17 protein-coding genes are annotated in these 22,767 nt (G+C 73.7%); 16 read left to right on the top strand and 1 reads right to left on the bottom strand.

What is annotated here, in order from left to right:
• The first annotated feature begins 65 nt into the window (after positions 1 to 65).
• The 14 genes from P3H78_RS02375 to P3H78_RS02310 all read left to right on the top strand — a co-directional run bounded on the left by P3H78_RS02375 (position 66) and on the right by P3H78_RS02310 (position 20,875).
• Complete coding sequence (locus tag P3H78_RS02375) at positions 66 to 851, top strand: TIGR03936 family radical SAM-associated protein (RefSeq protein WP_276107017.1); 786 nt, start codon at positions 66 to 68, stop codon at positions 849 to 851.
• A gap of 262 nt (positions 852 to 1,113) precedes the next feature.
• Complete coding sequence (locus P3H78_RS02370; RefSeq protein ID WP_276107016.1) at positions 1,114 to 5,211, top strand: Rne/Rng family ribonuclease; 4,098 nt, start codon at positions 1,114 to 1,116, stop codon at positions 5,209 to 5,211.
• Positions 5,212 to 5,457: 246 nt separating this feature from the next.
• Positions 5,458 to 5,778, top strand: coding sequence for a 50S ribosomal protein L21 (gene rplU / locus P3H78_RS02365; protein ID WP_010041937.1), 321 nt, complete (start codon positions 5,458 to 5,460; stop codon positions 5,776 to 5,778).
• Positions 5,779 to 5,792: 14 nt separating this feature from the next.
• Positions 5,793 to 6,047 (top strand): 50S ribosomal protein L27, encoded by a 255-nt coding sequence (gene rpmA, locus P3H78_RS02360; RefSeq protein WP_061922958.1) that lies wholly within the window; start codon positions 5,793 to 5,795, stop codon positions 6,045 to 6,047.
• A gap of 149 nt (positions 6,048 to 6,196) precedes the next feature.
• On the top strand, positions 6,197 to 7,633 hold the full coding sequence (gene obgE / locus P3H78_RS02355) for a GTPase ObgE (RefSeq protein ID WP_276107015.1): 1,437 nt from the start codon (positions 6,197 to 6,199) through the stop codon (positions 7,631 to 7,633).
• Positions 7,634 to 8,254: 621 nt separating this feature from the next.
• A complete protein-coding gene (locus P3H78_RS02350; protein WP_276107014.1) occupies positions 8,255 to 9,826 on the top strand; it encodes an alkaline phosphatase D family protein in 1,572 nt (523 codons plus the stop codon).
• 539 nt (positions 9,827 to 10,365) lie between these two features.
• Positions 10,366 to 11,865, top strand: coding sequence for a bifunctional cytidylyltransferase/SDR family oxidoreductase (locus P3H78_RS02345; RefSeq protein WP_276107013.1), 1,500 nt, complete (start codon positions 10,366 to 10,368; stop codon positions 11,863 to 11,865).
• 268 nt (positions 11,866 to 12,133) lie between these two features.
• Positions 12,134 to 14,221 carry a CDP-glycerol glycerophosphotransferase family protein gene (locus P3H78_RS02340; RefSeq protein ID WP_276107331.1) on the top strand — a complete coding sequence of 696 codons (2,088 nt, stop codon included), beginning with the start codon at positions 12,134 to 12,136 and terminating at the stop codon, positions 14,219 to 14,221.
• Positions 14,222 to 14,469: 248 nt separating this feature from the next.
• Complete coding sequence (locus P3H78_RS02335; RefSeq protein WP_276107330.1) at positions 14,470 to 15,696, top strand: glycosyltransferase family 2 protein; 1,227 nt, start codon at positions 14,470 to 14,472, stop codon at positions 15,694 to 15,696.
• Between the two features lie 143 nt (positions 15,697 to 15,839).
• Positions 15,840 to 16,967, top strand: a complete 1,128-nt coding sequence (gene proB / locus P3H78_RS02330; protein WP_276107012.1) for a glutamate 5-kinase — start codon at positions 15,840 to 15,842, stop codon at positions 16,965 to 16,967.
• A gap of 144 nt (positions 16,968 to 17,111) precedes the next feature.
• The gene (locus P3H78_RS02325) at positions 17,112 to 17,573 is read left to right on the top strand and encodes a DUF8830 family protein (RefSeq protein WP_276107329.1); all 462 of its coding nucleotides are present in this window, start codon (positions 17,112 to 17,114) and stop codon (positions 17,571 to 17,573) included.
• 137 nt (positions 17,574 to 17,710) lie between these two features.
• On the top strand, positions 17,711 to 18,997 hold the full coding sequence (locus P3H78_RS02320; protein ID WP_276107011.1) for a glutamate-5-semialdehyde dehydrogenase: 1,287 nt from the start codon (positions 17,711 to 17,713) through the stop codon (positions 18,995 to 18,997).
• A gap of 134 nt (positions 18,998 to 19,131) precedes the next feature.
• Positions 19,132 to 19,704 (top strand): SCO2584 family spore wall biosynthesis protein, encoded by a 573-nt coding sequence (locus tag P3H78_RS02315; protein WP_276107010.1) that lies wholly within the window; start codon positions 19,132 to 19,134, stop codon positions 19,702 to 19,704.
• A gap of 100 nt (positions 19,705 to 19,804) precedes the next feature.
• Positions 19,805 to 20,875, top strand: a complete 1,071-nt coding sequence (locus P3H78_RS02310) for an SCO2583 family membrane protein (RefSeq protein ID WP_276107009.1) — start codon at positions 19,805 to 19,807, stop codon at positions 20,873 to 20,875.
• Between the two features lie 48 nt (positions 20,876 to 20,923).
• On the opposite strand, the gene P3H78_RS02305 is transcribed toward P3H78_RS02310, so the two are convergent.
• Positions 20,924 to 22,102 (bottom strand): M48 family metallopeptidase, encoded by a 1,179-nt coding sequence (locus P3H78_RS02305; RefSeq protein WP_276107008.1) that lies wholly within the window; start codon positions 22,100 to 22,102, stop codon positions 20,924 to 20,926.
• A 108-nt stretch (positions 22,103 to 22,210) separates the two neighbouring features.
• On the opposite strand from P3H78_RS02305, the gene P3H78_RS02300 reads away from it, so the two are divergent.
• Positions 22,211 to 22,378, top strand: a complete 168-nt coding sequence (locus P3H78_RS02300) for a hypothetical protein (protein WP_276107344.1) — start codon at positions 22,211 to 22,213, stop codon at positions 22,376 to 22,378.
• A gap of 131 nt (positions 22,379 to 22,509) precedes the next feature.
• Positions 22,510 to 22,665, top strand: a complete 156-nt coding sequence (locus tag P3H78_RS02295; protein WP_276107007.1) for a hypothetical protein — start codon at positions 22,510 to 22,512, stop codon at positions 22,663 to 22,665.
• Positions 22,666 to 22,767: the final 102 nt, after the last annotated feature.

The following is a 22,767-nucleotide window of genomic DNA, read 5'->3' as shown; positions in this document are numbered from 1 at the left end:
CTCTCACGAAGGACTGAACGACACTGGGCAAGCGACAGCCCGAAGGCCCGCCGCCCGCACCCGCGGTGCAGCGCATCCGACTGCGCTACACCAAGCGCGGCCGCCTCCGGTTCACCAGCCACCGTGATTTCCAGCGCGCCTTCGAGCGTGCGCTGCGCCGTGCCGAGGTGCCGATGGCGTACTCGGCGGGGTTCACGCCGCATCCGAAGGTGTCGTACGCCAATGCCGCACCCACCGGCACGGGCAGTGAGGCGGAGTACCTGGAGATCGCGCTCACCGCGCCCCGGGACACGGAGCACCTGCGGGAGCTTCTCGACGAGTCGATGCCCGCGGGCCTCGACATCGTCGACGCCGTCGAGGCCCGCACCTCGGGTCTCGCCGACCGGCTGACCGCCTCCGTGTGGGAGCTGCGGCTGGACGGCGTCGACCCGGCCGAGGCCGGGCGGGCCGTCGCGGCCTTCACCGCGGCCGACGCGGTCGAGGTCCAGCGCCGCACGAAGAACGGCCTGCGCACCTTCGACGCGCGCCCCGCGGTCGTGAGCCTGCGGGTCGCGGAAACGCAGAGTGAGCAGGCTGATAGGCCGACCGGCCGCCCCTGTGCGATACTGCGGCTGGTTGTTCGGCACGTGACGCCTGCCGTACGACCCGACGACGTCCTGTCCGGTCTCCGCGCCGTGGCCGACCTGGCGCCGCCGGTCCCCGCTGCGGTGACCAGGCTGGCGCAGGGGCTGCTCGATGAAGAGACCGGCACGGTGACCGACCCGCTCGCGCCCGACCGCGAGGCAGACACGGCCGCCCCGGCCGCAACAGAAGGGGCCGCCGATCCTGCCGCCGCGAAGGCGCCGGTCTAGGGAAGGTCCCGTAGGGACGGACGCCGTAAGCGCCGCCCTCGGACTCGGGAGCCACCTGGGTCGGGCAGCGCACCGACCAGAAGACTTTCGCCAGGCCGTGCCCGACAGGGGTACGGAACCGGCGAGACAGGACACAGAGAGCTCCCGTGCGGCGCCCGCGCCCCGGACGGCGGCACCGCGCATCGCGCGAGCCGCGGACGTCACCGGTGATCCCCGCCGGACCAGGCGCGGCGCCCGGGAGCCTGACGGGAGATACGCCCGCATGCTCGAACCGACCGAAGCCGTCGAGTCCGCCCAGGGCTCCGAATCGAACACCCCCAGCGACACGCTGCCTCCGCGCCGCCGGCGCAGGGCCGCGTCCCGCCCCGCGGGTCCGCCGGCCGCCACCGAGGCCCCGGCCGAACTGACCGCGCCCGCGGTCCCGGCGGCCGCGTCCGCCGACCTCGCCGACGACGAGGCCGACCTCGCCGCCGAGCCGGAGCAGATCCGGGCCGCGGTGACCGAGGAGCAGGCCACGCCGCAGGCGGAGCCCGCACCCGCACGCCGCACCCGCCGCCGCGCCTCCGCGCCCGCCGGCACTCCGAAGGCCGACCAGGAGGCACCGGCCGCCGAGACCGTGGTGACGGCCGCCGCCGAGGCGCCCGCCACCGACGACAGCGCCGCCGGGTCCGTGGAGAGCGGCGAGGACGCCGCCCCGCGCCGCACCCGCCGCCGCGCCACGCGCCGGGTCTCCGCGCCCGCCGAGGCGGACGCAGCGACGACGGCCGAGCCGGCCGCCGAGAGCGCCGCACCGCAGGCTGCCGCCGAACCGGCCGCCGCCGGGAGCACCCCCGAGGCGCCCGCCGCCGAGGCCGCCCCCGCCCGCCCGCGCCGCCGTGCCACCCGCCGCGCCGCCGCGCCCGCCGGTGCCCCGGCCGCCGAGGCCGCCGCCGCGACCGCCGTGAGCTCCGCCGCCGACAGCACCCCCGAGGCACCCGCCGTCGAGGCGCCCGCCCAGAGCGCCCCCGAGGCCGCCGAGGACGAGGCCCCGCGCCGCGGCACCCGCCGCCGTTCCACCCGTCGTGCCACCGCGCCCGACGGCGCCCCCGAGGCCGCTGCGGAGTCCGAGGCCACCACGGCCGCCCCCGCCGAGTCCGCGGCGGCCGCCCCCGCGCAGGCCGCCGCCCCCGTCGCTCCCGCGGCCGAGGCGCCCGCGGAGGAGACCGGGGCCCGCCGCGGCCGCCGCCGCACCGTGCGGCGCGCGGCCACCGGGTTCTCCGAGCCCGCCGGCTCCACCGGTGCGCCCGACGCCGAGGGGCCGCGCAAGCCCGCCCGCCCGTCGGTCGCCGTCTTCCAGGCCCCCGTGTTCGCCGAGCCGCAGTTCCAGACCCCGGAGCGGGCCGCCGCCGCGGCCGCCGCCGAGGCCGCCTCCGTCCCGGAGTCGAAGCCGCAGGCCGGGGCGTCCGAGCAGCAGGCCGCCGACGAGCGGGCCGAGCAGCAGGAGCAGGGCGGCTCCCGGCGCCGTCGCCGCCGCCGCGGCGGCGAGGGGACCGAGGCGCAGCCCGCCGAGAAGGCCGCCGAGCCCGCCGAGCAGGCTGCCGAGTCCGCCGAGGAGGACACCGAGTCCGCCGAGGACGCCACCGACACCGACACCGACACCGACGACGGGGAGGAGACCGGCTCGCGCCGCCGCCGCCGCCGCGGTGGCCGTCGCCGTCGCCGGGGCGACGCCTCCGGAGAGGACGGTGCCGAGGACACCGACGAGTCCGAGGACGCCGCCGCCGAGCAGGCCGCGCAGGACGCCGAGGACACCGCCGAGCAGGACGAGGAGGACGCCGACGACGAGCAGGAGTCCGGCTCGGGCGGCTCCAGCAGCAGCCGTCGCCGTCGCCGCCGCCGTCGCCGTGCCGGGGACGGCGGCTCGGAGAACGAGCCGTCCGCCGACGACCCGGAGCGCACCGTCGTCAAGGTCCGCGAGCCGCGCAAGGCCGGCGAGCCGGCCGACGAGGTGCAGTCCATCAAGGGCTCGACCCGGCTGGAGGCCAAGAAGCAGCGCCGCCGCGAGGGCCGCGAGCAGGGCCGCCGTCGGGTCCCGATCATCACCGAGGCCGAGTTCCTGGCCCGCCGCGAGGCCGTCGAGCGCGTGATGGTCGTCCGCCAGCACGGCGAGCGCACGCAGATCGGCGTCCTTGAGGACGACGTGCTCGTCGAGCACTACGTCAACAAGGAGCAGTCGACCTCGTACGTCGGCAACGTCTACCTCGGCAAGGTGCAGAACGTGCTGCCGTCGATGGAGGCCGCCTTCATCGACATCGGCAAGGGCCGCAACGCCGTCCTCTACGCCGGCGAGGTCAACTTCGAGGCGCTGGGCATGGCCAACGGGCCGCGCCGCATCGAGGCCGCCCTGAAGTCCGGGCAGTCCGTGCTCGTCCAGGTCACCAAGGACCCGATCGGCCACAAGGGCGCCCGCCTGACCAGCCAGGTCTCCCTCCCGGGCCGCTACCTCGTGTACGTGCCCGAGGGCTCCATGACCGGCATCAGCCGCAAGCTGCCCGACACCGAGCGGGCCAGGCTGAAGGGCATCCTCAAGAAGATCGTCCCCGAGGACGCGGGCGTCATCGTGCGCACCGCCGCCGAGGGCGCGAGCGAGGACGAGCTGCGCCGTGACGTCGAGAGGCTCCAGGCGCAGTGGGAGGAGATCAAGAAGAAGGCCAAGAGCGGCAACGCCCCCACGCTGCTCTACGGCGAGCCGGACATGACCGTCCGGGTCGTCCGCGACATCTTCAACGAGGACTTCTCCAAGGTCGTCGTCAGCGGTGACGAGGCCTGGTCGACCATCCACGGCTACGTCGCGCACGTCGCGCCCGACCTGGCGGACCGGCTGTCGCGCTGGACCTCCGAGGTCGACGTCTTCGCCACGTACCGGATCGACGAGCAGCTCGCCAAGGCGCTGGACCGCAAGGTCTGGCTGCCCAGCGGCGGTTCGCTGGTGATCGACCGGACCGAGGCGATGGTCGTCGTCGACGTCAACACCGGCAAGTTCACCGGCCAGGGCGGCAACCTGGAGGAGACGGTCACCAGGAACAACCTGGAGGCGGCCGAGGAGATCGTGCGCCAGCTGCGGCTGCGCGACCTCGGCGGCATCATCGTCATCGACTTCATCGACATGGTCCTGGAGTCGAACCGCGACCTGGTGCTGCGGCGCCTGCTGGAGTGCCTGGGCCGCGACCGCACCAAGCACCAGGTGGCCGAGGTGACCTCGCTGGGCCTGGTCCAGATGACCCGCAAGCGGGTCGGCCAGGGCCTGCTGGAGTCCTTCTCCGAGACCTGCGTCCACTGCAACGGCCGCGGTGTCATCGTCCACCTCGAGCAGCCCGCCGCGGCGGGCGGCAACGGCGGCAAGCGCCGCAAGCGCGCCCGGGCCGGTGCCGAGCAGCCGCACGAGCACGAGCACGAGGCCGCCACCACCGCCGAGGAGGAGGCGGAGACCGAGGCCGAGGTGGCCGCCGAGATCGCCGAGCCGGTCGCGCTGCCCGCGCCGGAGATGGCGCCCGACGAGGAGCTGTACAGCAGCGTCGCCGAGGCCGAGGCCGCCGCCACGCGCGGCCGGTCCCGGCGCCGGGCGACCCGCAGGGCCTCGGCCCCCGCGGGCGCGCCGAAGGCCGCCGCCGACGGTTCCGGGCCCGCCGTGCCGAAGGCCGCCGCCCCGCTGGAGGCGGAGCAGCCGCTGAGGCCGGAGCCCGCCGCCGAGGCGCAGGCCGAGCCGGTGGCCGCGGAGGACCCGGTCGTCGCGGCCGAGGCCGCCGCGGAGGCCGCGCCCAAGGGCCGTACCCGTCGCCGGGCGACCCGCAAGGTGTCCGCGCCGGCCGGTTCCCCCGCGGGAGCCGAGACGTCCGTGGTGACCGTGTCCGAGCCCGCGCCGCAGGCCGAGGCCGCCCCGGCGGCCGAGCAGCCGGTGCCGGCCGAACAGCCCGAGCCGGTCGCGGAGAGCGCCGCTCCGGCGCGCACGCGCCGCCGTGCCGTGCGGAAGGCCACCGCGCCGACCTCCGCCGAGGAGACGGCCGTCGTGGTCGTCCCGTCGGCGGAGGAGGCTCCCGCCACGGAGGCCGCCGGGACCGTCGAGCCGGACGCGACGGACGTGACGGACGAGGACGCCGCCCCGGCCAGGAAGACGGCCCGCAAGGCCGCCAAGAAGGCCACGGCGAAGAAGGCCGCCACGAAGAAGACGGCGGCCACGAAGACCGCCGCCAAGAAGACGACGGCCAAGAAGGCGGCGAAGACCGCCAAGACGGCCACGGCGGCGAAGAAGACGGCGGCGAAGAAGACCGCGGCGGCTGAGCAGCCGCTGTCCGCCGTCACGGTCTCCACCGACGAGGGCTGACGTACGTCGCCCGCACGGTGTGCGCGCGGTCCGGGTGACCGGGCGCACACCGGCGGGGCCCGGCCCGGTTTGACCCCTTCGGCCGCGGCCCCGTAACCTTGACCGTCGGCGTGTCCCCTGTACACGCCTTATCCCCGTAAACCTTTTTCTCCTCCCGGGCACACGGTTGGCCGGGAGAGGCTGTCCGCGGTGCCGGGCGGCTGGCCTGCGGGGGTGCCGTTTCCCGAGCGAGAGAGTGAGATCCGCGTGTACGCCATCGTGCGCAGCGGTGGTCGCCAGCACAAGGTTGCTGTCGGCGACATCGTCGAGGTTGACAAGATTTCCACTGCCCAGGTGGGCGACACGGTCGAGCTCTCGACCCTGCTCGTCGTCGACGGCGACTCCGTGACCAGCGACCCGTGGGTGCTGGCCGGCATCAAGGTCCAGGCCGAGGTCGTGGACCACCACAAGGGCCAGAAGATCGACATTCTGCGCTACAAGAACAAGACCGGCTACCGCCGTCGTCAGGGCCACCGCCAGCAGTACACGGCGATCAAGGTCACTGAGATCCCCGCGGCTGCGAAGTAAGGGACTGAGAACAGATGGCACACAAGAAGGGCGCATCGTCCACCCGGAACGGTCGCGACTCCAATGCCCAGCGGCTCGGCGTGAAGCGCTTCGGCGGCCAGGTCGTCAACGCGGGTGAGATCCTGGTCCGCCAGCGCGGCACCCACTTCCACCCGGGCGCGGGCGTCGGCCGCGGCGGCGACGACACGCTGTTCGCGCTGCAGGCCGGTGCGGTGGAGTTCGGCAGCCACCGTGGCCGCAAGGTCGTGAACATCGTTCCGGTCGCCTGAGCAGCCTGATTCCAGGTCTCGGACCGAACATTTCGCGAGGCGGACCTCACTTCCCGGGTGGGAAGGCGGGTCCGCCTTTCGCGTGTTGACCCCTCGTAGTAATCCGTACGCCCCCGGCGCCCGCCGGGGATCCCCAGGAGGCACTCACCATGACCACCTTCGTGGACCGCGTCGAGCTGCACGTCGCCGCGGGTAGCGGAGGCCACGGCTGTGCCTCCGTCCACCGTGAGAAGTTCAAGCCGCTCGGCGGCCCGGACGGCGGCAACGGCGGCCGCGGCGGCGACGTGATCCTCACCGTCGACCAGTCGGTGACCACGCTGCTCGAATACCACCACTCCCCGCACCGCAAGGCCACCAACGGCAAGCCCGGCGAGGGCGGCAACCGCTCCGGCAAGGACGGCGAGGACCTCGTCCTGGTCGTCCCGGACGGCACCGTCGTCCTGGACAAGGCGGGCAACGTGCTCGCCGACCTGGTGGGCCACGGCACCTCGTTCGTCGCCGCGCAGGGCGGCCGGGGCGGCCTCGGCAACGCGGCACTCGCCTCGGCGCGGCGCAAGGCGCCCGGTTTCGCCCTGCTCGGCGAGCCGGGGGACCTCCAGGACATCGTGCTGGAGCTGAAGACCGTCGCCGACGTCGCGCTGGTCGGCTACCCCAGCGCCGGCAAGTCGTCGCTGATCTCGGTGCTGAGCGCGGCCAAGCCGAAGATCGCGGACTACCCGTTCACCACCCTCGTGCCCAACCTGGGCGTGGTGACGGCCGGTTCGACCGTGTACACCATCGCCGACGTGCCGGGCCTGATCCCCGGGGCGAGCCAGGGCCGCGGGCTGGGCCTGGAGTTCCTGCGCCACGTGGAGCGGTGCAGCGTGCTGGTGCACGTGCTGGACACGGCGACCCTGGAGTCCGACCGCGACCCGCTCTCCGACCTCGACATCATCGAGGAGGAGCTGCGCCAGTACGGCGGCCTCGACAACCGCCCCCGCATCGTCGTCCTCAACAAGATCGACGTGCCGGACGGCAAGGACCTCGCCGAGATGGTGCGGCCCGACCTGGAGTCGCGCGGCTACCGCGTGTTCGAGGTGTCGGCGGTCGCGCACCTGGGGCTGAAGGAGCTGTCCTTCGCGCTGGCCGACCTCGTCGGGCGGGCCCGCGCGGCCCGGCCGAAGGAGGAGGCCACCCGTATCGTCATCCGGCCGAAGGCCGTCGACGACGCCGGCTTCACCGTCACCCGTGAGGAGGACGGGCTGTTCCGGGTCCGGGGCGAGAAGCCCGAGCGCTGGGTGCGGCAGACCGACTTCAACAACGACGAGGCCGTCGGCTACCTCGCCGACCGCCTCAACCGCCTCGGTGTCGAGGAGCAGTTGATGAAGTCCGGCGCCCGCGGCGGCGACGGCGTCGCCATCGGTCCCGAGGACAACGCGGTCGTCTTCGACTGGGAGCCGTCCGCCATGGCCGGTGCGGAGATGCTCGGCCGGCGCGGCGAGGACCACCGTTTCGAGGCTCCCCGTCCGGCCGCGCAGCGCCGCCGCGACCGCCAGGCGGAGCGGGACGAGGCGGAGCGGGAGTACGACGACTTCGAACCGTTCTGACGGCTCCGCACCGCCGGGTGCCCGGCCGACCGGCGTGCTGCCGGCGGCGGGGCGCCGGACGGCGCCGAACCCGGTCCGGGCCCTTGCGGCCGTCCCGACACGCGTCGGTGCCGGCCCCGGCCCGCCGGGGGAGCGGCGTGGTCCGGTCGCGTCGTGAACGATGCGGTGTCGCCCGTGTTCCGGTCGCGCGGCGCGCGGTCGCCCGGGGCGGCGTAGTCCGTCCTCCGCGCCGCCGACCGTCGTCGTAAAGTCCGCGCATTGCCGACCGTCGTCCCACGGTCCGCCGCATTGCCGACCGTCGTCGTACGGCCCGCCGCATTGCCGTACGGCCCGCAGCATCGCCGACCGTCGTCGTACGGACCGCCGCGTCGCGACGGCTGTCGAGGGTCGCCACGGTGTTCGCCTGCCCGGCCGGTGGCGGGGTGGGGCGGCAGGGTCGAACACCTGGTCAGTGAGTGTCGTCCGGTGGCGCGGTGGGCCCGGCGTGGCACGATCACGGCTTCGGGACGTCCGTGTCACGGTCCCGTGCCGCCCCGCGGTCCGTCGGGCCGTGTCGGCCTCCGGGCGGCGCGCGAGGGCCGGCCGGCGTCCGGCCGGGCCCGCAGGCAGGGGAGTTCGACGATGACCGGAACATGGCCGTCCGACCGCCGCCGTCTGCTGGCCGGCGGTGCCGCCGTCGTCGGCGCCGCGGCCGCCGCCCCGCTGTGGCGGCAGGCCGCCGCCCGCGCGGCCGGACCCCGCCTGCCGGAGGGCGTGTTCGGGCTCGGCATCGCCTCCGGCGACCCGCTGCCGGACGGCGTGGTGCTGTGGACCCGGCTCGCCCCCGAACCGCTGCACGGCGGCGGCATGCCCGACCGCGCGCTGCCGGTGGAGTGGGAGGTGGCCGGCGACGAGCGGTTCGCGCAGGTGGTCCGGAGGGGCGTGGCCGCGGCCCGGCCCGGGTGCGCACACAGCGTCCACGTGGAGGTGCACGGACTGCGTCCGGACCGCCCGTACTGGTACCGCTTCCGCGCCGGCGGCCGCCTCTCGCCCACCGGCCGCACCCGCACCGCGCCCGGCCCGCGCAGCAGCCCCGGCGGTCTGCGCCTGGCCCTGGCGTCCTGCCAGAACTGGCAGCACGGCTACTTCACCCCGTACGCCGACATACTGCGGCAGGACCCGGACGTCGTGCTGTTCGTCGGCGACTACATCTACGAGTCCGCCCCCTCCGCCACGGCCGTGCGCCGGCACGCGGGGCGGGGGGAGCCGCACACCCTGGAGCAGTACCGCAACCGGTACGCGCAGTACCGCACCGACCCGGACCTGGCGGCGATGCACGCGCGGGCCCCCTGGGTGGTCGCCTTCGACGACCACGAGGTCGACAACGACTTCGCCGGCCGGCTCCCGCAGGATCCCGGACGCCAGTCGCACGCCGCGTTCACCGCCCGGCTCACCGCGGCCTTCCGGGCGTACTACGAGCACATGCCGCTGCGGGCCGCGGCCGCGCCGTCCGGGCCGCACCTCCGGATGCACCGCCGCCTGGACTTCGGCCGCCTGGCACGGCTGCACGTGCTGGACACCCGGCAGTACCGCAGCGGCCGCGCGAGGACGCCGCAGGGCGCCCGGTCGCCGTCCCTGTCCATGCTGGGCGGCGCGCAGCGGCGCTGGCTGCGGGACGGGCTGCGCGACTCGCCCGCCCGCTGGAACCTGGTCGCCTCGCAGGTCATGATGGCCGAGGCCGACCTGCGCGCGGGCCCGGGCACGCGCTGGTACTACGACGCCTGGGACGGCTACCGGGCCGAACGCACCGCCCTGCTCCGGCAGTTCCGCTCGGTCCGCAACCCGGTCGTGCTCAGCGGCGACCGGCACCTGACGATGGTCAGCGATCTCCGGGAGGACTTCACCGACCCCGGGTCGGCCGTCGTCGGGGCCGAGTTCACCGGCACCTCCGTGTCCAGCAACGGCGACGAGGACCAGGCCGCCTTCCACGCCCTGTGGGAGCCGCGCCGGGCGGACAACCCGCACTGGAAGCTGGTCGACGCGCACCGCGGCTACCACCTCCTCGACATCGGCCGGGACGGCATCGACGCCCGGGTGCGCGTCGTGGACACGGTGCTGCGGCCCTCGGCGGCCGCGGGCACGGCGGCGACGCTTCGGGTCGAGGCGGGCCGGCCGGGCGTCGAGCTGGTGCGCGCGGCGGCCGTGCCGGAGTGATCCGCGGAACCGCCCGGAACTGTCCGTTCCGCCCCGTAATCAACCGTCTCCGCGGGTCGCGCGTATAACGTTCTCTTACCTGCCCCGAGACCGAAATGCTGCGGAATCTTGATGTCGAATTCCGGGACAATGGGCGGCTCGTTGACAGGGATTTCCGGGGCCCCTCGCAACCCCGCGGTGCCGCATATGGAGAACGCGTGCAGTCCGTCGCCCGGGCGCGTGAAGGCCCCCCTCCGCACCCGCGGGCCGACCCCCAGAGGCCGGGCCAGGTCTGATGATCGGCTGCTCCGGGCGGCGCGGAGCCCGCTCCGGCGGATCGTCACGCAATGCGGGAGAGGGCGTTACGCAGGGCAGTGGAGGGCGTCTGTGGAGTAACTCACAGCAATTCCACAGACGGTACCGAGGTGCCGCGGCCACTAGCCGTGCAAGGTGAATGACAGGTTGCGCGCAGATATGCGTCGAGGGGCGCTCGTCTTGCACTGCGCTAACCATAAGTGGGAGCATTTCGAAGTTCCCCGTTGCCCCGAGGTAGGTCACCTGTGTCCCAGCACATAGCCAAGCCCCGTACCACCGCCGTGATCCTGGCCGGTGGTACCGGTCAGCGCGTGGGTCTGTCGATCCCCAAGCAGTTGCTGAAGATCGCCGGCAAGGCAGTCATCGAGCACACCCTGACCACCTTCGAGAACACCGACTCCATCGACGACATCATCGTGCTGATGGCCCCGGGCTACGTGCCGGACGTCGAGAAGATCGTCGCCAAGGCCGGTTTCCGGAAGGTCACCCGGGTCATCGAGGGCGGCTCGACGCGGAACGAGACCACCGAGCGCGCCATCTCCGCCCTCGGCGAGGGCCTGGCCGAGGGCGAGGACCGCAACGTCCTCTTCCACGACGCCGTGCGCCCGCTGCTCTCCCGCCGGGTCATCGACGACTGCGTGGCCGCGCTCGACCGCTACCAGGCCGTCGACGTCGCCATCCCGTCCGCGGACACCATCATCGTCACCCGCACCCACGGCGAGGACGGCGAGTTCATCACCGAGATCCCGGACCGCTCCCGGCTGCGCCGCGGCCAGACCCCGCAGGCCTTCAAGCTGTCCACCGTCCGCCGCGCCTACGAGGTGGCGGCCGGCGACCCCAACTTCCAGGCCACGGACGACTGCTCGGTGGTCCTCAAGTACCTGCCGGACGTGCCGATCCACGTGGTGGCGGGCGACGAGTACAACATGAAGGTGACGCAGCCGGTCGACGTCTTCATCGCCGACAAGCTCTTCCAGCTCGCCTCCACCGCCGCGCCCGAGCAGAACGGCGAGGAGGCCTACCGCGAGCTCCTCACCGGCCGGACGGTCGTCATCTTCGGCGGCTCCTACGGCATCGGCAAGGACATCGGCGAACTGGCCGAGTCCTACGGCGCGAAGGTCTACGCGCTGGGCCGCTCCACCACCGGCACCCACGTGGAGAACCCGGAGGAGGTCGACGACGCGCTGTCCAAGGCCTACGCGGAGACCGGCCGGATCGACTACGTGGTCAACACGGCGGGCGTGCTGCGCATCGGCAAGCTCGCCGAGACCGACAACGCCACCATCGAGGAGGCGCTGAAGGTCAACTACCTGGCCCCGGTGCAGATCGCCCGCTCCTCGTACAAGTACCTCGCGGAGAGCAAGGGCCAGCTGCTGCTGTACACGTCCAGCAGCTACACCCGCGGCCGCGCCGAGTACAGCCTCTACTCCTCCACCAAGGCGGCCATGGTGAACCTCACCCAGGCACTGTCGGACGAGTGGGCCGGCGACGGCATCCGCGTCAACTGCATCAACCCGGAGCGCACCGCCACCCCGATGCGCACCAAGGCCTTCGGTCAGGAGCCCGCGGGCTCCCTGCTGTCCTCCGAGGCCGTGGCCCGCACCTCGCTCGACGTGCTGCTGTCGGAGCTGACCGGCCACGTCATCGACGTGCGCCAGCAGGACCCGACGGCGGGCGCCTCCCAGGCCTCCGGGTTCGAGCAGGCGCTGGCCGGAGTCCTGGACCGCCAGGACGGCGTGGCCTGACCGGCGGGACACCGTGGCATAATCGTCTGTTAAACAGACAACTGCCCTTCAGGCCTCTGTGGTTCCCCGTATGCCGGGTGTTCACAGGGGCCTGAATCCGTAAGCTCCCCCGCCGCCCCGAAACACCCTCGAAGTTTCACAAGGTCCCAGGTCGGCCCCCTCGGAATCGCCGTCCTCGTCCGGCCGTTCGGGACCATGCAGTCACATGACCGGCACCCCTCCCCAGAGCAGGTTCCCCGTGATATCCACCGCTATACGCGTCGCCCGGGTGGGCAGTGCGGCCGAACTGGCCGCGGCGGCCCTCATGATGCTGGGCTACCCCTGCCTCATGCTGGCCGCGCTCGTCCCGAGCGTGTACGCCTTCGCGGCAGCGGCCGCCGTGACGTACCTGGCGGACCACTTTCTGCACCGCAAGGGCAGCTATCTGATCAACCGGCTCGGCAAGGTCCGGGCCGGCCTGTCCATCCGCTTCCTGGTCCGGCAGCTGCTGCTCGTCCTGCTGCTCGCCCGCCTCGACCTCGCGGACGACCTGGTCTTCTACTGGGCCACCGCCGGCTTCATCGCCTTCTACGGGCTCCAGGCCCCGCACGGTGCCCTGGTCACCCTGATCCGCAACCGCCGCCGGATGCCGGTCGCCACCCGCAACGTCGACCTGGCCTCGCGCATCCGTATCCCGGACGCGCCGCCGCGCCGCCTGCTCGCGCGGTCCGCGGAGAAGATGCTGCACCTGGACCTCCCGGCGGTCGGCGGCGTCCTCGCCGCGGGTGCCACGACGGCGGCCCGGTACGCCTACCTCGGGATCGCCGTCACCCTGGGTCTGGGTGTCCTCTACGTCCTCGTCCTGCTGCCGTACATCCGCGGCCGCAGGATCCCGCCGCGGGCCGACGTCGTCCTCGCCGCAGTCGACGACTGGCTGGCCTCGTACCGGCCGGAGACGGTGCTGTACTTCTCCGGCTCCAAGGACTCCGCGTACCAGGTCAACATGTGGCTGGAGACGATGGAGCAGCTGGACAGCCGGCCGCTGATCATCCTGCGCGAGCGCGCCATCCTGGCCAACCTCGCGGCCACCACGGTCCCCGTCGTCTGCGTGCCCGGAGGGGTGCACCTGATGAACATGGACCTGTCCTCGGTGCGGGTCGCGCTGTACGCGGCCAACGTCGGCAAGAACATCCACATGCTGCGGGTGCCGACCGTCAAGCACGTCTTCATCGGCCACGGCGACAGCGACAAGCTCGCCAGCGTCAACCCGTTCAGCAAGGTCTACGACGAGGTGTGGACCGCGGGCCGGGCCGGCCGCGACCGCTACGCCATCGCCGACGTCGGTGTCCGCGACGACGACATCGTCGAGGTCGGGCGGCCCCAGCTGGCGCCGATCCGGCCCTGGGCGGGTGTGCCCGAGGACCGCATCCCGACGGTCCTGTACGCCCCCACCTGGGAGGGCTGGGACGACAACCCCGGCAACACCTCCATCCTCCTCGCGGGTGAGAACATCGTGAGGAAGCTGATCCAGGCCGACCCGCCCGTGCGCGTCCTGTACAAGCCGCACCCCTTCACCGGCACCCGCAGCGCGCAGGCCAAGGCCGTGCACCAGCGGATCACCGCCCTGGTCGTGAAGGCCGCCGCCGAGCGCGCCGCCGACCCGCGGTTCACGACCGCCGCCGGTGCGGCGGCGGACCGGACCGCGGCCCGGTCCGAGCTGGCCCGGGTCGAGGCCCGGCTCGCCGCCCTGGCCGGCGCGGCGGGGGACAGGGGCGACGAGGCCGAGGCCACCCGCGACGGCCTGGTCGACGTGGCCCGGCACGAGGAGGCCGCCCGGCTGCGCGGCGAGTGGAACGACGCCTACTGGCGCTCCTTCGGGAGCTGGGAGCACCGGGTCGTCACCGGTGCCCGGCCCCGCCTGTACGACTGCTTCAACGTCTCCGACGCGATGGTCTCGGACATCTCCAGCGTGGTCTCCGACTTCATCGCCAGCGGCAAGCCGTACGCGGTCACGGACTCGGCCGGGCTGGGTGCCGAGGAGTTCAAGCGGCACAACACCGCGGTGCGCGCCGCGGTCGTCCTGTCCAACGACGCGGCCCAGCTGGGCGAGCTGCTCGCCGCGGTGCGCGACGCGGCCGCCGACCCGCTGGCCGCGGAGCGCACCGAGTTGCGGCAGTACCTGCTGGGCCCGGACGAGCCCGCGTCCATCGACCAGTTCAACGCGGCGGTGGACGGCCTCGCGCGCAAGGCGGAGGCCCGCAACGTGGGCCAGGCCGCGCGCGCGGCCGGCGTGGCGCCCGAGACGCCGCTGGCCAACGCGGTGCCCGGCCAGCGCATGGCCGCGGCCGGCGAGACCGACACAGTGGTCACCGGCTGACCCCGGTCCACCAGGCACGAGGCCCGGCCCGGCGGACGTGATCCGCGGGGCCGGGCCTTTACCGTCTCTTACCGTCGCCGCCTAGCGTACGAGACGATGTGTGTGCCATGTGACCCGCGTCACGAAACGTGGAGGTCCGGGCAACCGGTCGCCGGGGCCGGCCGTCTTCCGAGGTGACGATTGATGCGATACGGGAGCTGCGGGAGCGGTCTTCCGCGGGCTGGGGGATGCAGGTGCAGGGGGACGGCGTGACCGGGCGGCAGCCCGATGTCAGCGTGATCATCGGGGCGTACGAGGCGATGCCGTACCTGGTCGAGTGCCTGGCGTCCGTCGAGGCGCAGACCCTGGACCCGGCCCGCATCGAGGTCGTCGCGGTCGACGACGGTTCGACCGACGGCACCGGGGCCTGCCTCGACGAGTTCGCCGCCCGCGTCCCCATGTCCGTGAGGGTCGTCCACCAGGAGAACTCCGGCGGCCCCAGCGGCCCCCGCAACGTGGGCCTGAGCAGGGCGAACGGGCGCTACGTCTTCTTCCTCGACGCCGACGACCGGCTCGGCCCCGAGGCCCTCGAACGCATGGTCGCCATGGCCGACGAGAACGGCACGGACGTCGTCCTCGGCAAGGTCGAGGGGATCAACCGCACCGCGCCCAAGTCGATGTGGGGCAGGACCGTCGGCCGCACCGACGTCTTCTCGTCCAACATCAAGTTCACCCTCAGCGCGCAGAAGCTGTTCCGCCGCGCGATGCTCGAGCGCCACGGCATGCGTTTCGACGAGTCGCTGTTCACCGGCGAGGACGCGCTGTTCACCATGGAGGCCTATCTGCGGGCCGACGGCGTCTCCGTGGTCGCCGACCACACCTGCTACTACCTGGTGGGCCGGGACGACGGCAAGCACGTCACCAAGAGCGGCAGCTACACCCTGCGCTTCGACTCCGCGCGCGCCCTGATGACCCTGATCGCCGGAATGGTCCCGGCGGGCCCCCGGCGCGACGGGCTGATGGTCCGCCCCTTCCTCATCACGCTGCTGCCGCAGTTCGGGCCGAAGTTCCTCAAGGACAGCGACGAGGTCCGGCGCCACAAGATGGAGCTGGCCGCCCCGCTGATGGCCGCCCACTGGCGCGAGGGCGTGGCCCGCCGGCTGAAGGTGCACGAGCGGCTCCGCCTGTACCTGGTCGCGCAGGCGCGGACCGATCTGCTCCTGGACGTCGTGGAGTTCGTCCGGGCGAAGAAGCAGGCCGCCGCCCTCCTGGAGAAGCGGGGCACCCGGCTCTACCTCGTCTACCCGCACTTCCGCTCCGCGCCGGCCGGCGTCCCCGACCGGGTCTACCTCGCCGAGCCGCGCGAGGCCCGCGCCTACCCGGGCTGGCGGCGGACCGCCCGCTCGTCGTTCCTGCGCCGGGCGGCCCGCACGGTGCGCCGGCTGCTGCGCTCCGTCCGCCCGGCGGCCCCGGACGGCACCGCAGCGGCCGCCTGACCGGGACCCGCACCGCGCCGCGCCCGGCGTCCCGGTCGCGCCGGGATCCGTCGTCCGCGAAGTGGACCGGTGCGCGGCACCCGATCCGCTTCGCGTAGATTCGACCCGGGCAGCCGCACCGACGTGAGGGGACCGAGGGCAACGTGGCACAGGCAAGGCAGGCCGTGGGCGAGGCCCGCAGGATCGTCGTCAAGGTGGGCTCCTCGTCGCTGACGACCGCCACGGGCGGCCTGGACGCGGACCGGGTCGACGCGCTCGTGGACGTCCTCGCCAAGAGCCGCGGCGGGGGAGAACGGGAGATCGTCCTCGTCTCCTCCGGCGCCATCGCCGCCGGCCTGGCGCCGCTGGGCCTGCCGCGGCGGCCCAAGGACCTGGCCCGCCAGCAGGCCGCGGCCAGCGTCGGCCAGGGCCTGCTCGTCGCCCGCTACACCGCCTCCTTCGCCCGCTACGGCGTCCGCGTCGGCCAGGTCCTGCTGACCTCCGACGACATGAGCCGCCGCGCCCACCACCGCAACGCCTCCCGCACCCTGGACAAGCTCCTGGCGATGGGTGCCCTCCCCGTCGTCAACGAGAACGACACGGTCGCCACCGACGAGATCCGCTTCGGTGACAACGACCGGCTCGCCGCCCTCGTCGCCCACCTCGTCCGCGCAGACCTGCTGGTCCTGCTCTCCGACGTCGACGGCGTGTACGACGGCGACCCCGGGCGGCCCGGCACCTCACGGATAGCGGAGGTCCACGGCCCCGCCGACCTGGCGGACGTCGAGATCGGCAGCGCGGGCCGGGCCGGTGTCGGCACCGGCGGCATGGTCACCAAGGTCGAGGCGGCCCGGATCGCCGCCGCCGCCGGTATCCCGGTGGTGCTGACCAGCGCCGTCCATGCGGCCGACGCCCTCGCCGGCGGCGACACCGGCACCTGCTTCCACCCGACCGGCAGGCGGTCCGCCGACCGGCTGCTCTGGCTCCAGCACGCCTCCGCCCCGCAGGGCTCGCTCACCCTCGACGAGGGCGCCGTGCGTGCCGTCGTGGAGCGCCGCACCTCGCTGCTGCCTGCCGGGATCGCCGCGGCCGAGGGCGACTTCACCGCGGGCGACCCGGTGGAGCTGCGGGACTCCGCCGGACGCGCCGTGGCCCGCGGGGTCGTCAACTTCGACGCCAAGGAGATCCCCCGTCTGATCGGCCGTTCGACCCGGGAACTGGCGCGCGAGCTGGGCCCGGCGTACGAACGGGAGGTCGTACACAGGGACGACCTGGTGATCCTGGAGCCGTAATGGGGGGGAACGTCCGTCCACCCGGCTCCTGACTGTGGGGGACGTTCCGTAAAACCACCCCATGGAGGCGTGCGGCCTGCTCCACTCTTGTCTCGGGGACCCATTCCGCACGAGCACTGCGTAAAGGAGGCCGTCGTGAGACGAGTGCGCCCTGGGGCCGCGGTGTCCCGCGGTGGTGCCGGCGGCTCCGCGTCCCGTACGGCCGGCGAGGAGCGGGCCCTGACCAGCGTGGCGGCCGGGCACCGCTACGAGGGGCCCAAGGACCTGCCGCGGCTGTGGCACGTCACCCTCAGCGTCTCCGGCGACCGGGCCCCGCTCGGCGAGGTCCGGCGCGGCCTGGAGCAGCTCGCCCACGACCACCCCTTCCTGCTGACCAGCCGCTACGCGGACGACCACGCGGAGATCCGGTACTGGGAGGAGGCCCGCGACCTGCACGACGCGGCGGCCGTCGCGCTGCGCCTGTGGGGCGAGCACCGCCAGAGTGCCAAGCTGCCGCCGTGGGAGATCGTCGGCCTGGAGGTCATCGACCGCGAGACCTACCATCAGCGCCTCGCCGAGGGCTACGGCCCGCCGCCCGCGACCCCCGTGGGCGTCCACCCGTACTGAGCCGCAGGCCCGCCCGCCGGCGCCCGCGCCGGCAGCCGCCGGCCGGTGGGCAGCCGGCCCGGGTGGACGGTTCACGGTGCGTCTCGGGAGCTGGGACAACCGCTGAAGGCCCCGCCGCGGCGCACTACGCTTCCCTCATGACCACGCTCTCGCCCTACGACTCGATGTCCCCGGTCACCCGGGCCGCCTACCGTGCCAAGGCCGCCGCCGCCGACCTCGCACCGCTGCCGCGCGTGGAGAAGGACGACGCGCTGCTCGCCGTCGCGGACGCCCTGGAGGTCCGGACCGGCGAGATCGTCGAGGCCAACGCCAAGGACGTCGCCAGGGCCCGCGCGGCCGGCACCAGCGAGTCCGTCGTCGACCGGCTGACGCTCACCCCGGAGCGGGTGCGGGCCATCGCCTCCGACTTGCGGGACGTGGCTGCGCTGCCGGACCCGGTCGGCGAGGTCGTCCGCGGCAGCACCCTGCCCAACGGCATGGACCTGCGCCAGGTGCGCGTCCCGCTCGGCGTGGTCGGCATCATCTACGAGGCCCGGCCCAACGTCACCGTCGACGCCGCCGCGCTGTGCCTGAAGTCCGGCAACGCGGTCCTGCTGCGCGGCTCGGCCTCCGCCCACGAGTCGAACACCGCCCTCGTCCGGGTGATCCGCGACGCGGTCGGCGGCGCGGGGCTGCCCGCCGACGCCGTGCAGCTGGTGCCGGGGGAGAGCCGGGACAGCGTGCGCGAGCTGATGCGCGCCCGCGGCCTGGTCGACGTGCTGATCCCGCGCGGCGGCGCCTCGCTGATCCGGACGGTGGTCAACGAGTCCACCGTCCCGGTGATCGAGACGGGCACCGGCAACTGCCACGTCTACGTCGACGCCGAGGCCGACCTCGACACGGCCGTCGACATCCTGATCAACTCCAAGGCGCAGCGGGTCAGCGTGTGCAACGCCGCCGAGACCCTCCTCGTCCACCAGGACATCGCCGCCGCCTTCCTGCCGCGGGCTCTGGACGCGCTCGCCGAGGCCGGGGTGACCGTGCACGGCGACGAGCGGGTCATGGCCCACGCCGGGGACTCCCGGGCCACGGTCGTCGAGGCCACTCCCGAGGACTGGGAGACCGAGTACCTCTCGTACGACATCGCCGCGGCCGTCGTCGACTCCCTCGACCGGGCCGTCGAGCACATCCGGCTGTGGAGCTCCGGCCACACCGAGGCGATCGTGACGACCTCCCAGCAGGCGGGCCGCCGGTTCACCCGACTGGTCGACTCCGCCACCGTCACCGTCAACGCCTCCACCCGCTTCACGGACGGCGGGCAGTTCGGCTTCGGCGCGGAGATCGGCATCTCCACCCAGAAGCTGCACGCCCGGGGTCCCATGGGGCTCCCCGAGCTCACCAGTACCAAGTACATCCTCACCGGCGACGGCCACATCCGGCGTTGACCGGCCGGCCCGGGGCATATGCGTCCGGCACGCGTCACGGGCCCGTGCCGGACGCACGGCGACCGTCGTCCCGGCAGGTGGATGAATTTCCCTACTGTCTGCCCAGATTGACCCTCCAGGTCTAGTCTGGACCCGTGCCGGAGGACGTGGGGGGCATGCCGTTCCCGGACGGCTGGGAGCCCGACGACGACCAGGACCGCGGGGTGTCGGACGAAGAGTTCGCCTCCGTGGTGTTCGACGAGGCCTTCGTGCGGGCGGCCGTGATCCACGAGCCGACCGCGGTCGAGCGCCTCCTGGCCGCCGCGCAGGCCAGGGCCGAGGCGTCCGAGGCCGAGTCCCGCCGGGCCCGCGCCCGCGGCGAGCGGTACGAGGACGGCTACGGTCCCGACGGACCCGGTTTCGACCCCGACCACGACCTCGACGACCTGGACGAGTCCGACCTCTTCGACGGCCGCCGCGGCGCGCCGGGCGGCTTCGGCCGGCAGGTCCGCTGGCACCGCCCCGTCGCCTGGATGCTCGCCCTGGTCATGGGTATCGGCATGGTCGCCCTGGCCTTCGCCGCGGTCTACCGCGGCGGGGGCGCCGGCAGCCGCGACCGGGTGCCCGCACCCGCAACCACCGGCCTGGAACAGGGCAGCGCCGCGGCTCCCTCCGCGTCCGCCGGCACCGCCCGGTCACCCGTCCCGATGGTCCCGCGCACCCCCTGAGTTCCTCCCGCCCACCCCGTGCCATTCTTGGTGGGAACCTGTCAGAACTTGACACGGACCACTGCGTTTACCCGGCCTCCGTGCGACCTACCCTGAAGATATGGGAGGGCCTGGAGACCCACCTGAGGGGACACCCGAGGGCGCCCCCGGAGGTGCGGAGGACGAGTACCGATCCGTCGTCTTCGACGAGTCGTTCATCCGTGCTGCCCGCCTCCAGGAGTACTCCGCCCGGGAGCGGATGACCGACCACACCCCCGCCGTGCGCCGCCGCGCGCCCCTGCACCGCAGCCTGTCCCGGCAGGCACTGATCCTCGTGCTGCTGATCGCCGTGGCCTTCGGCACCGCCGTCTACATGGGCGTGCGCCACCCCTACCGGACCGCCGAGACCGAGCGGCCCGCCGAGCAGCTGCACACCACCGTCGTCCCGCTCGCCCCGCAGGGCCCGGTCCCCGGGGCCGCCGACGCCGAGTACCTGTTCGCCCACAGCCCGGCCGCGCAGTTCAGCATCGGCGCCGAGGGCATCCCGCTGCCCGCCGTGCGGCGCACCGCGCACTTCTCCGAGAGCCAGGTCGTCTCCGCGCTCACCGCCGCCAAGGACTACATCGTCGAGTCCTCCCTCCACCCGGAGGTGCTCACCGGCGGCCAGGTGCACCCCGTGCGGGCCCTGCTGGACGCCGGGCAACTGGACCAGTTCGACCAGAGCTTCGCCCACCCCGCCGCCGACGGGCGGCACACCCCGACCGGCTGGCTCGTGCGCTTCGACCCGGCCCGGGCGGAACTCGCCGACCGGGGGATCCGCGTACAGGGCAGCCTGCAGGCCACCGAGGCCGGCTCCTCCACCCTCGCGGTGAGTGCGGACCACGTCTTCGTCTACGCGCTCCGGCCGGCCGGGTCCGGCGCCCGTGCGCACGTCTCGCTGTTCACCGTCCGGCGCGAACTGCAGTTCCGCTTCAGCCGCGACGACCTGCGCCTGCACCAGGTCCAGCTGGTGCAGGCACAGGTCCAGGCCGGACCGCTGTCCTGCGCCGAGGACGCCGCCGGCCGGCTGCGGCCGCTGCTGGCCGGACAGACCGCCCGGGCGGGCGGCCCGGCCGGCACGGACCCGTACGCGACCGACGGCGCGCCCGCCCTGTGCGGGACCCTCGCCCCGAGCGCCGAGCCGAGGGTGTGACCGGGGCTCAGGGCCCCGCACGCCCCGTAGCGGCCTGATCCGAAGGCCCTAGTCGCCGCGGCCGCCGCCCGGTGCCCCGCCCTCGGACGGCCCGTCCCACGGCGAGCCGCCGCGCGGCCCGTCGTCCTGCGCGCCTGCGTCCCCGGGGCCTCCGTCCTTCGCGGCCCCGCCCTTCGGCGGCGCGGGGGACGTGAAGCCGTTGAAGCCGCGGCGGACCCGGCCGCCGAGGTCCCCGGCGCCGCCCGCCAGGTCGGTGACCAGCCGCATCAGCGGGTCCTTGGAGTTCTTGACGTGGTCGGCGTAGTGCGAGGCCGACTCGCGGAAGGAGTCGCCGACCGAGGCGTCCGCGTCCTCGCTGCGGCGCGGGTAGTGGCCGTCCATGAGCCGCTGGAAGTCGCGGGACTCCGCCCACCTCTTCAGCTCGGCCGCGCGGACCGTGGTGAAGGGATGGGTGCGCGGCAGCACGTTGAGGATCTTCAGGACGGAGTCGCGCAGGTCGCCGCCCGCCTCGTACTCCTCGGCCTGCTGGAGGAAGGCGTCCACGTTCATCTCGTGGAGGTGGTTGCCGCCGGCTATCTTCATCAGGCCCCGCATCGAGGCCCGCACGTCCTGCCCGACCAGCAGGCCCGCCCGGTCGGCGGACAGCTCCGACTTGCGGAACCACTCGCGCAGCGCCGTCACGAGGGCCATGATCGCGAGATTGCCCAGCGGGATCCAGGCCACCCGGACGGCCAGCGTCGTCAGGAAGAGCAGGATCGTGCGGTAGACGGAGTGGCCGGACAGGGCGTGGCCCACCTCGTGGCCGACGACCGCGCGCATCTCCTCTTCGTCGAGCAGCTCCACCAGCCCCGTGGTGACGACGATGATCGGCTCGTCCAGGCCGATGCACATGGCGTTGGGCTGCGGATTCTGGCTGACGTACATCGGCGGGACCTTCTCCAGGTCCAGGATGTAGCAGGCGTCGCGCAGCATGTCGTGCAGGTGGGCGAACTGCTGCTCCGACACGCGCACCGAGTCGGACAGGAACATCAGCCGCAGACTGCGCTCCGGCAGCAGGCCGCTGAGCGTCTTGAACACCGTGTCGAAACCGGTGAGCTTGCGCAGGGCGACCAGGGCCGAGCGGTCGGCCGGATGCTCGTAGGCGCGCGAGGAGAGCCCCGGGAAGCGCCTGCGCCGCCTGCTCGGCACGCGCGCGTGCCCCTCGTGCCCGTGGCCGTCGTCGGACATGCGGTCCCCCCATGTGTGCGTCTGTTCGTACCTGACCGGTGCGCCCCCGAAGCAGGGCCCAGCCCAGGCGGCGCTACCGTGGACGGGCAGCACAGCGAAGGAGTCCACGTGATGGAGCACCACCCCGCAGCCGCCCGGCTCGCCGAGGCCGCGACCGCGGCCGCCCAGCATCAGGGGTCGGGCAACCTGCTCAGGGTCGTCCTGGTCGTGATGGTGGTGGGCTGTGTGCTCACCGGCTGGTTCCTGTTGCGCGGGTACAAGCGCAACGACGACTGAGGCGCCCGGAAGGTTCCCGGCCCGGCGGCCGGCTTCGCCGAGAGGCGGAGTCGGCGTGATCGCCGCGGAGCCGTCCGCATACGATGAGCCGGACGTCCTTGTCCCGCCCACACGGATAGGTTCTGCCGAAGATGAGCATCCCGAGCACCGCTGCCCAGTTGGTCAACCTCGCCGAGGGCGAGGGCGGCAACCACCAGAGCCTCAGCCCGTTCGTCACCGGCGGCGGCGCGCTTCTCATCCTGCTGCTCCTGCTGTGGATCACCACCCGCTTCAACCGCGACCGCTGAGCCGCGCCGTGATCCGCCCCGGGACCGCCCCCTCCACGGCGGGGCCACCCCCCGGGGAGGCGTCGGCCGGAGCCCTCGGGCCGGGCCGGTAGGGTCTGCACG

It is taken from the genome of Streptomyces tropicalis (assembly GCF_029269835.1).
In the GTDB taxonomy this organism is placed as follows: Bacteria; Actinomycetota; Actinomycetes; order Streptomycetales; family Streptomycetaceae; genus Streptomyces; species Streptomyces tropicalis.
Note: the sequence above shows the minus strand (reverse complement) of the source record. Positions and strands in the feature narration are given on the sequence as shown.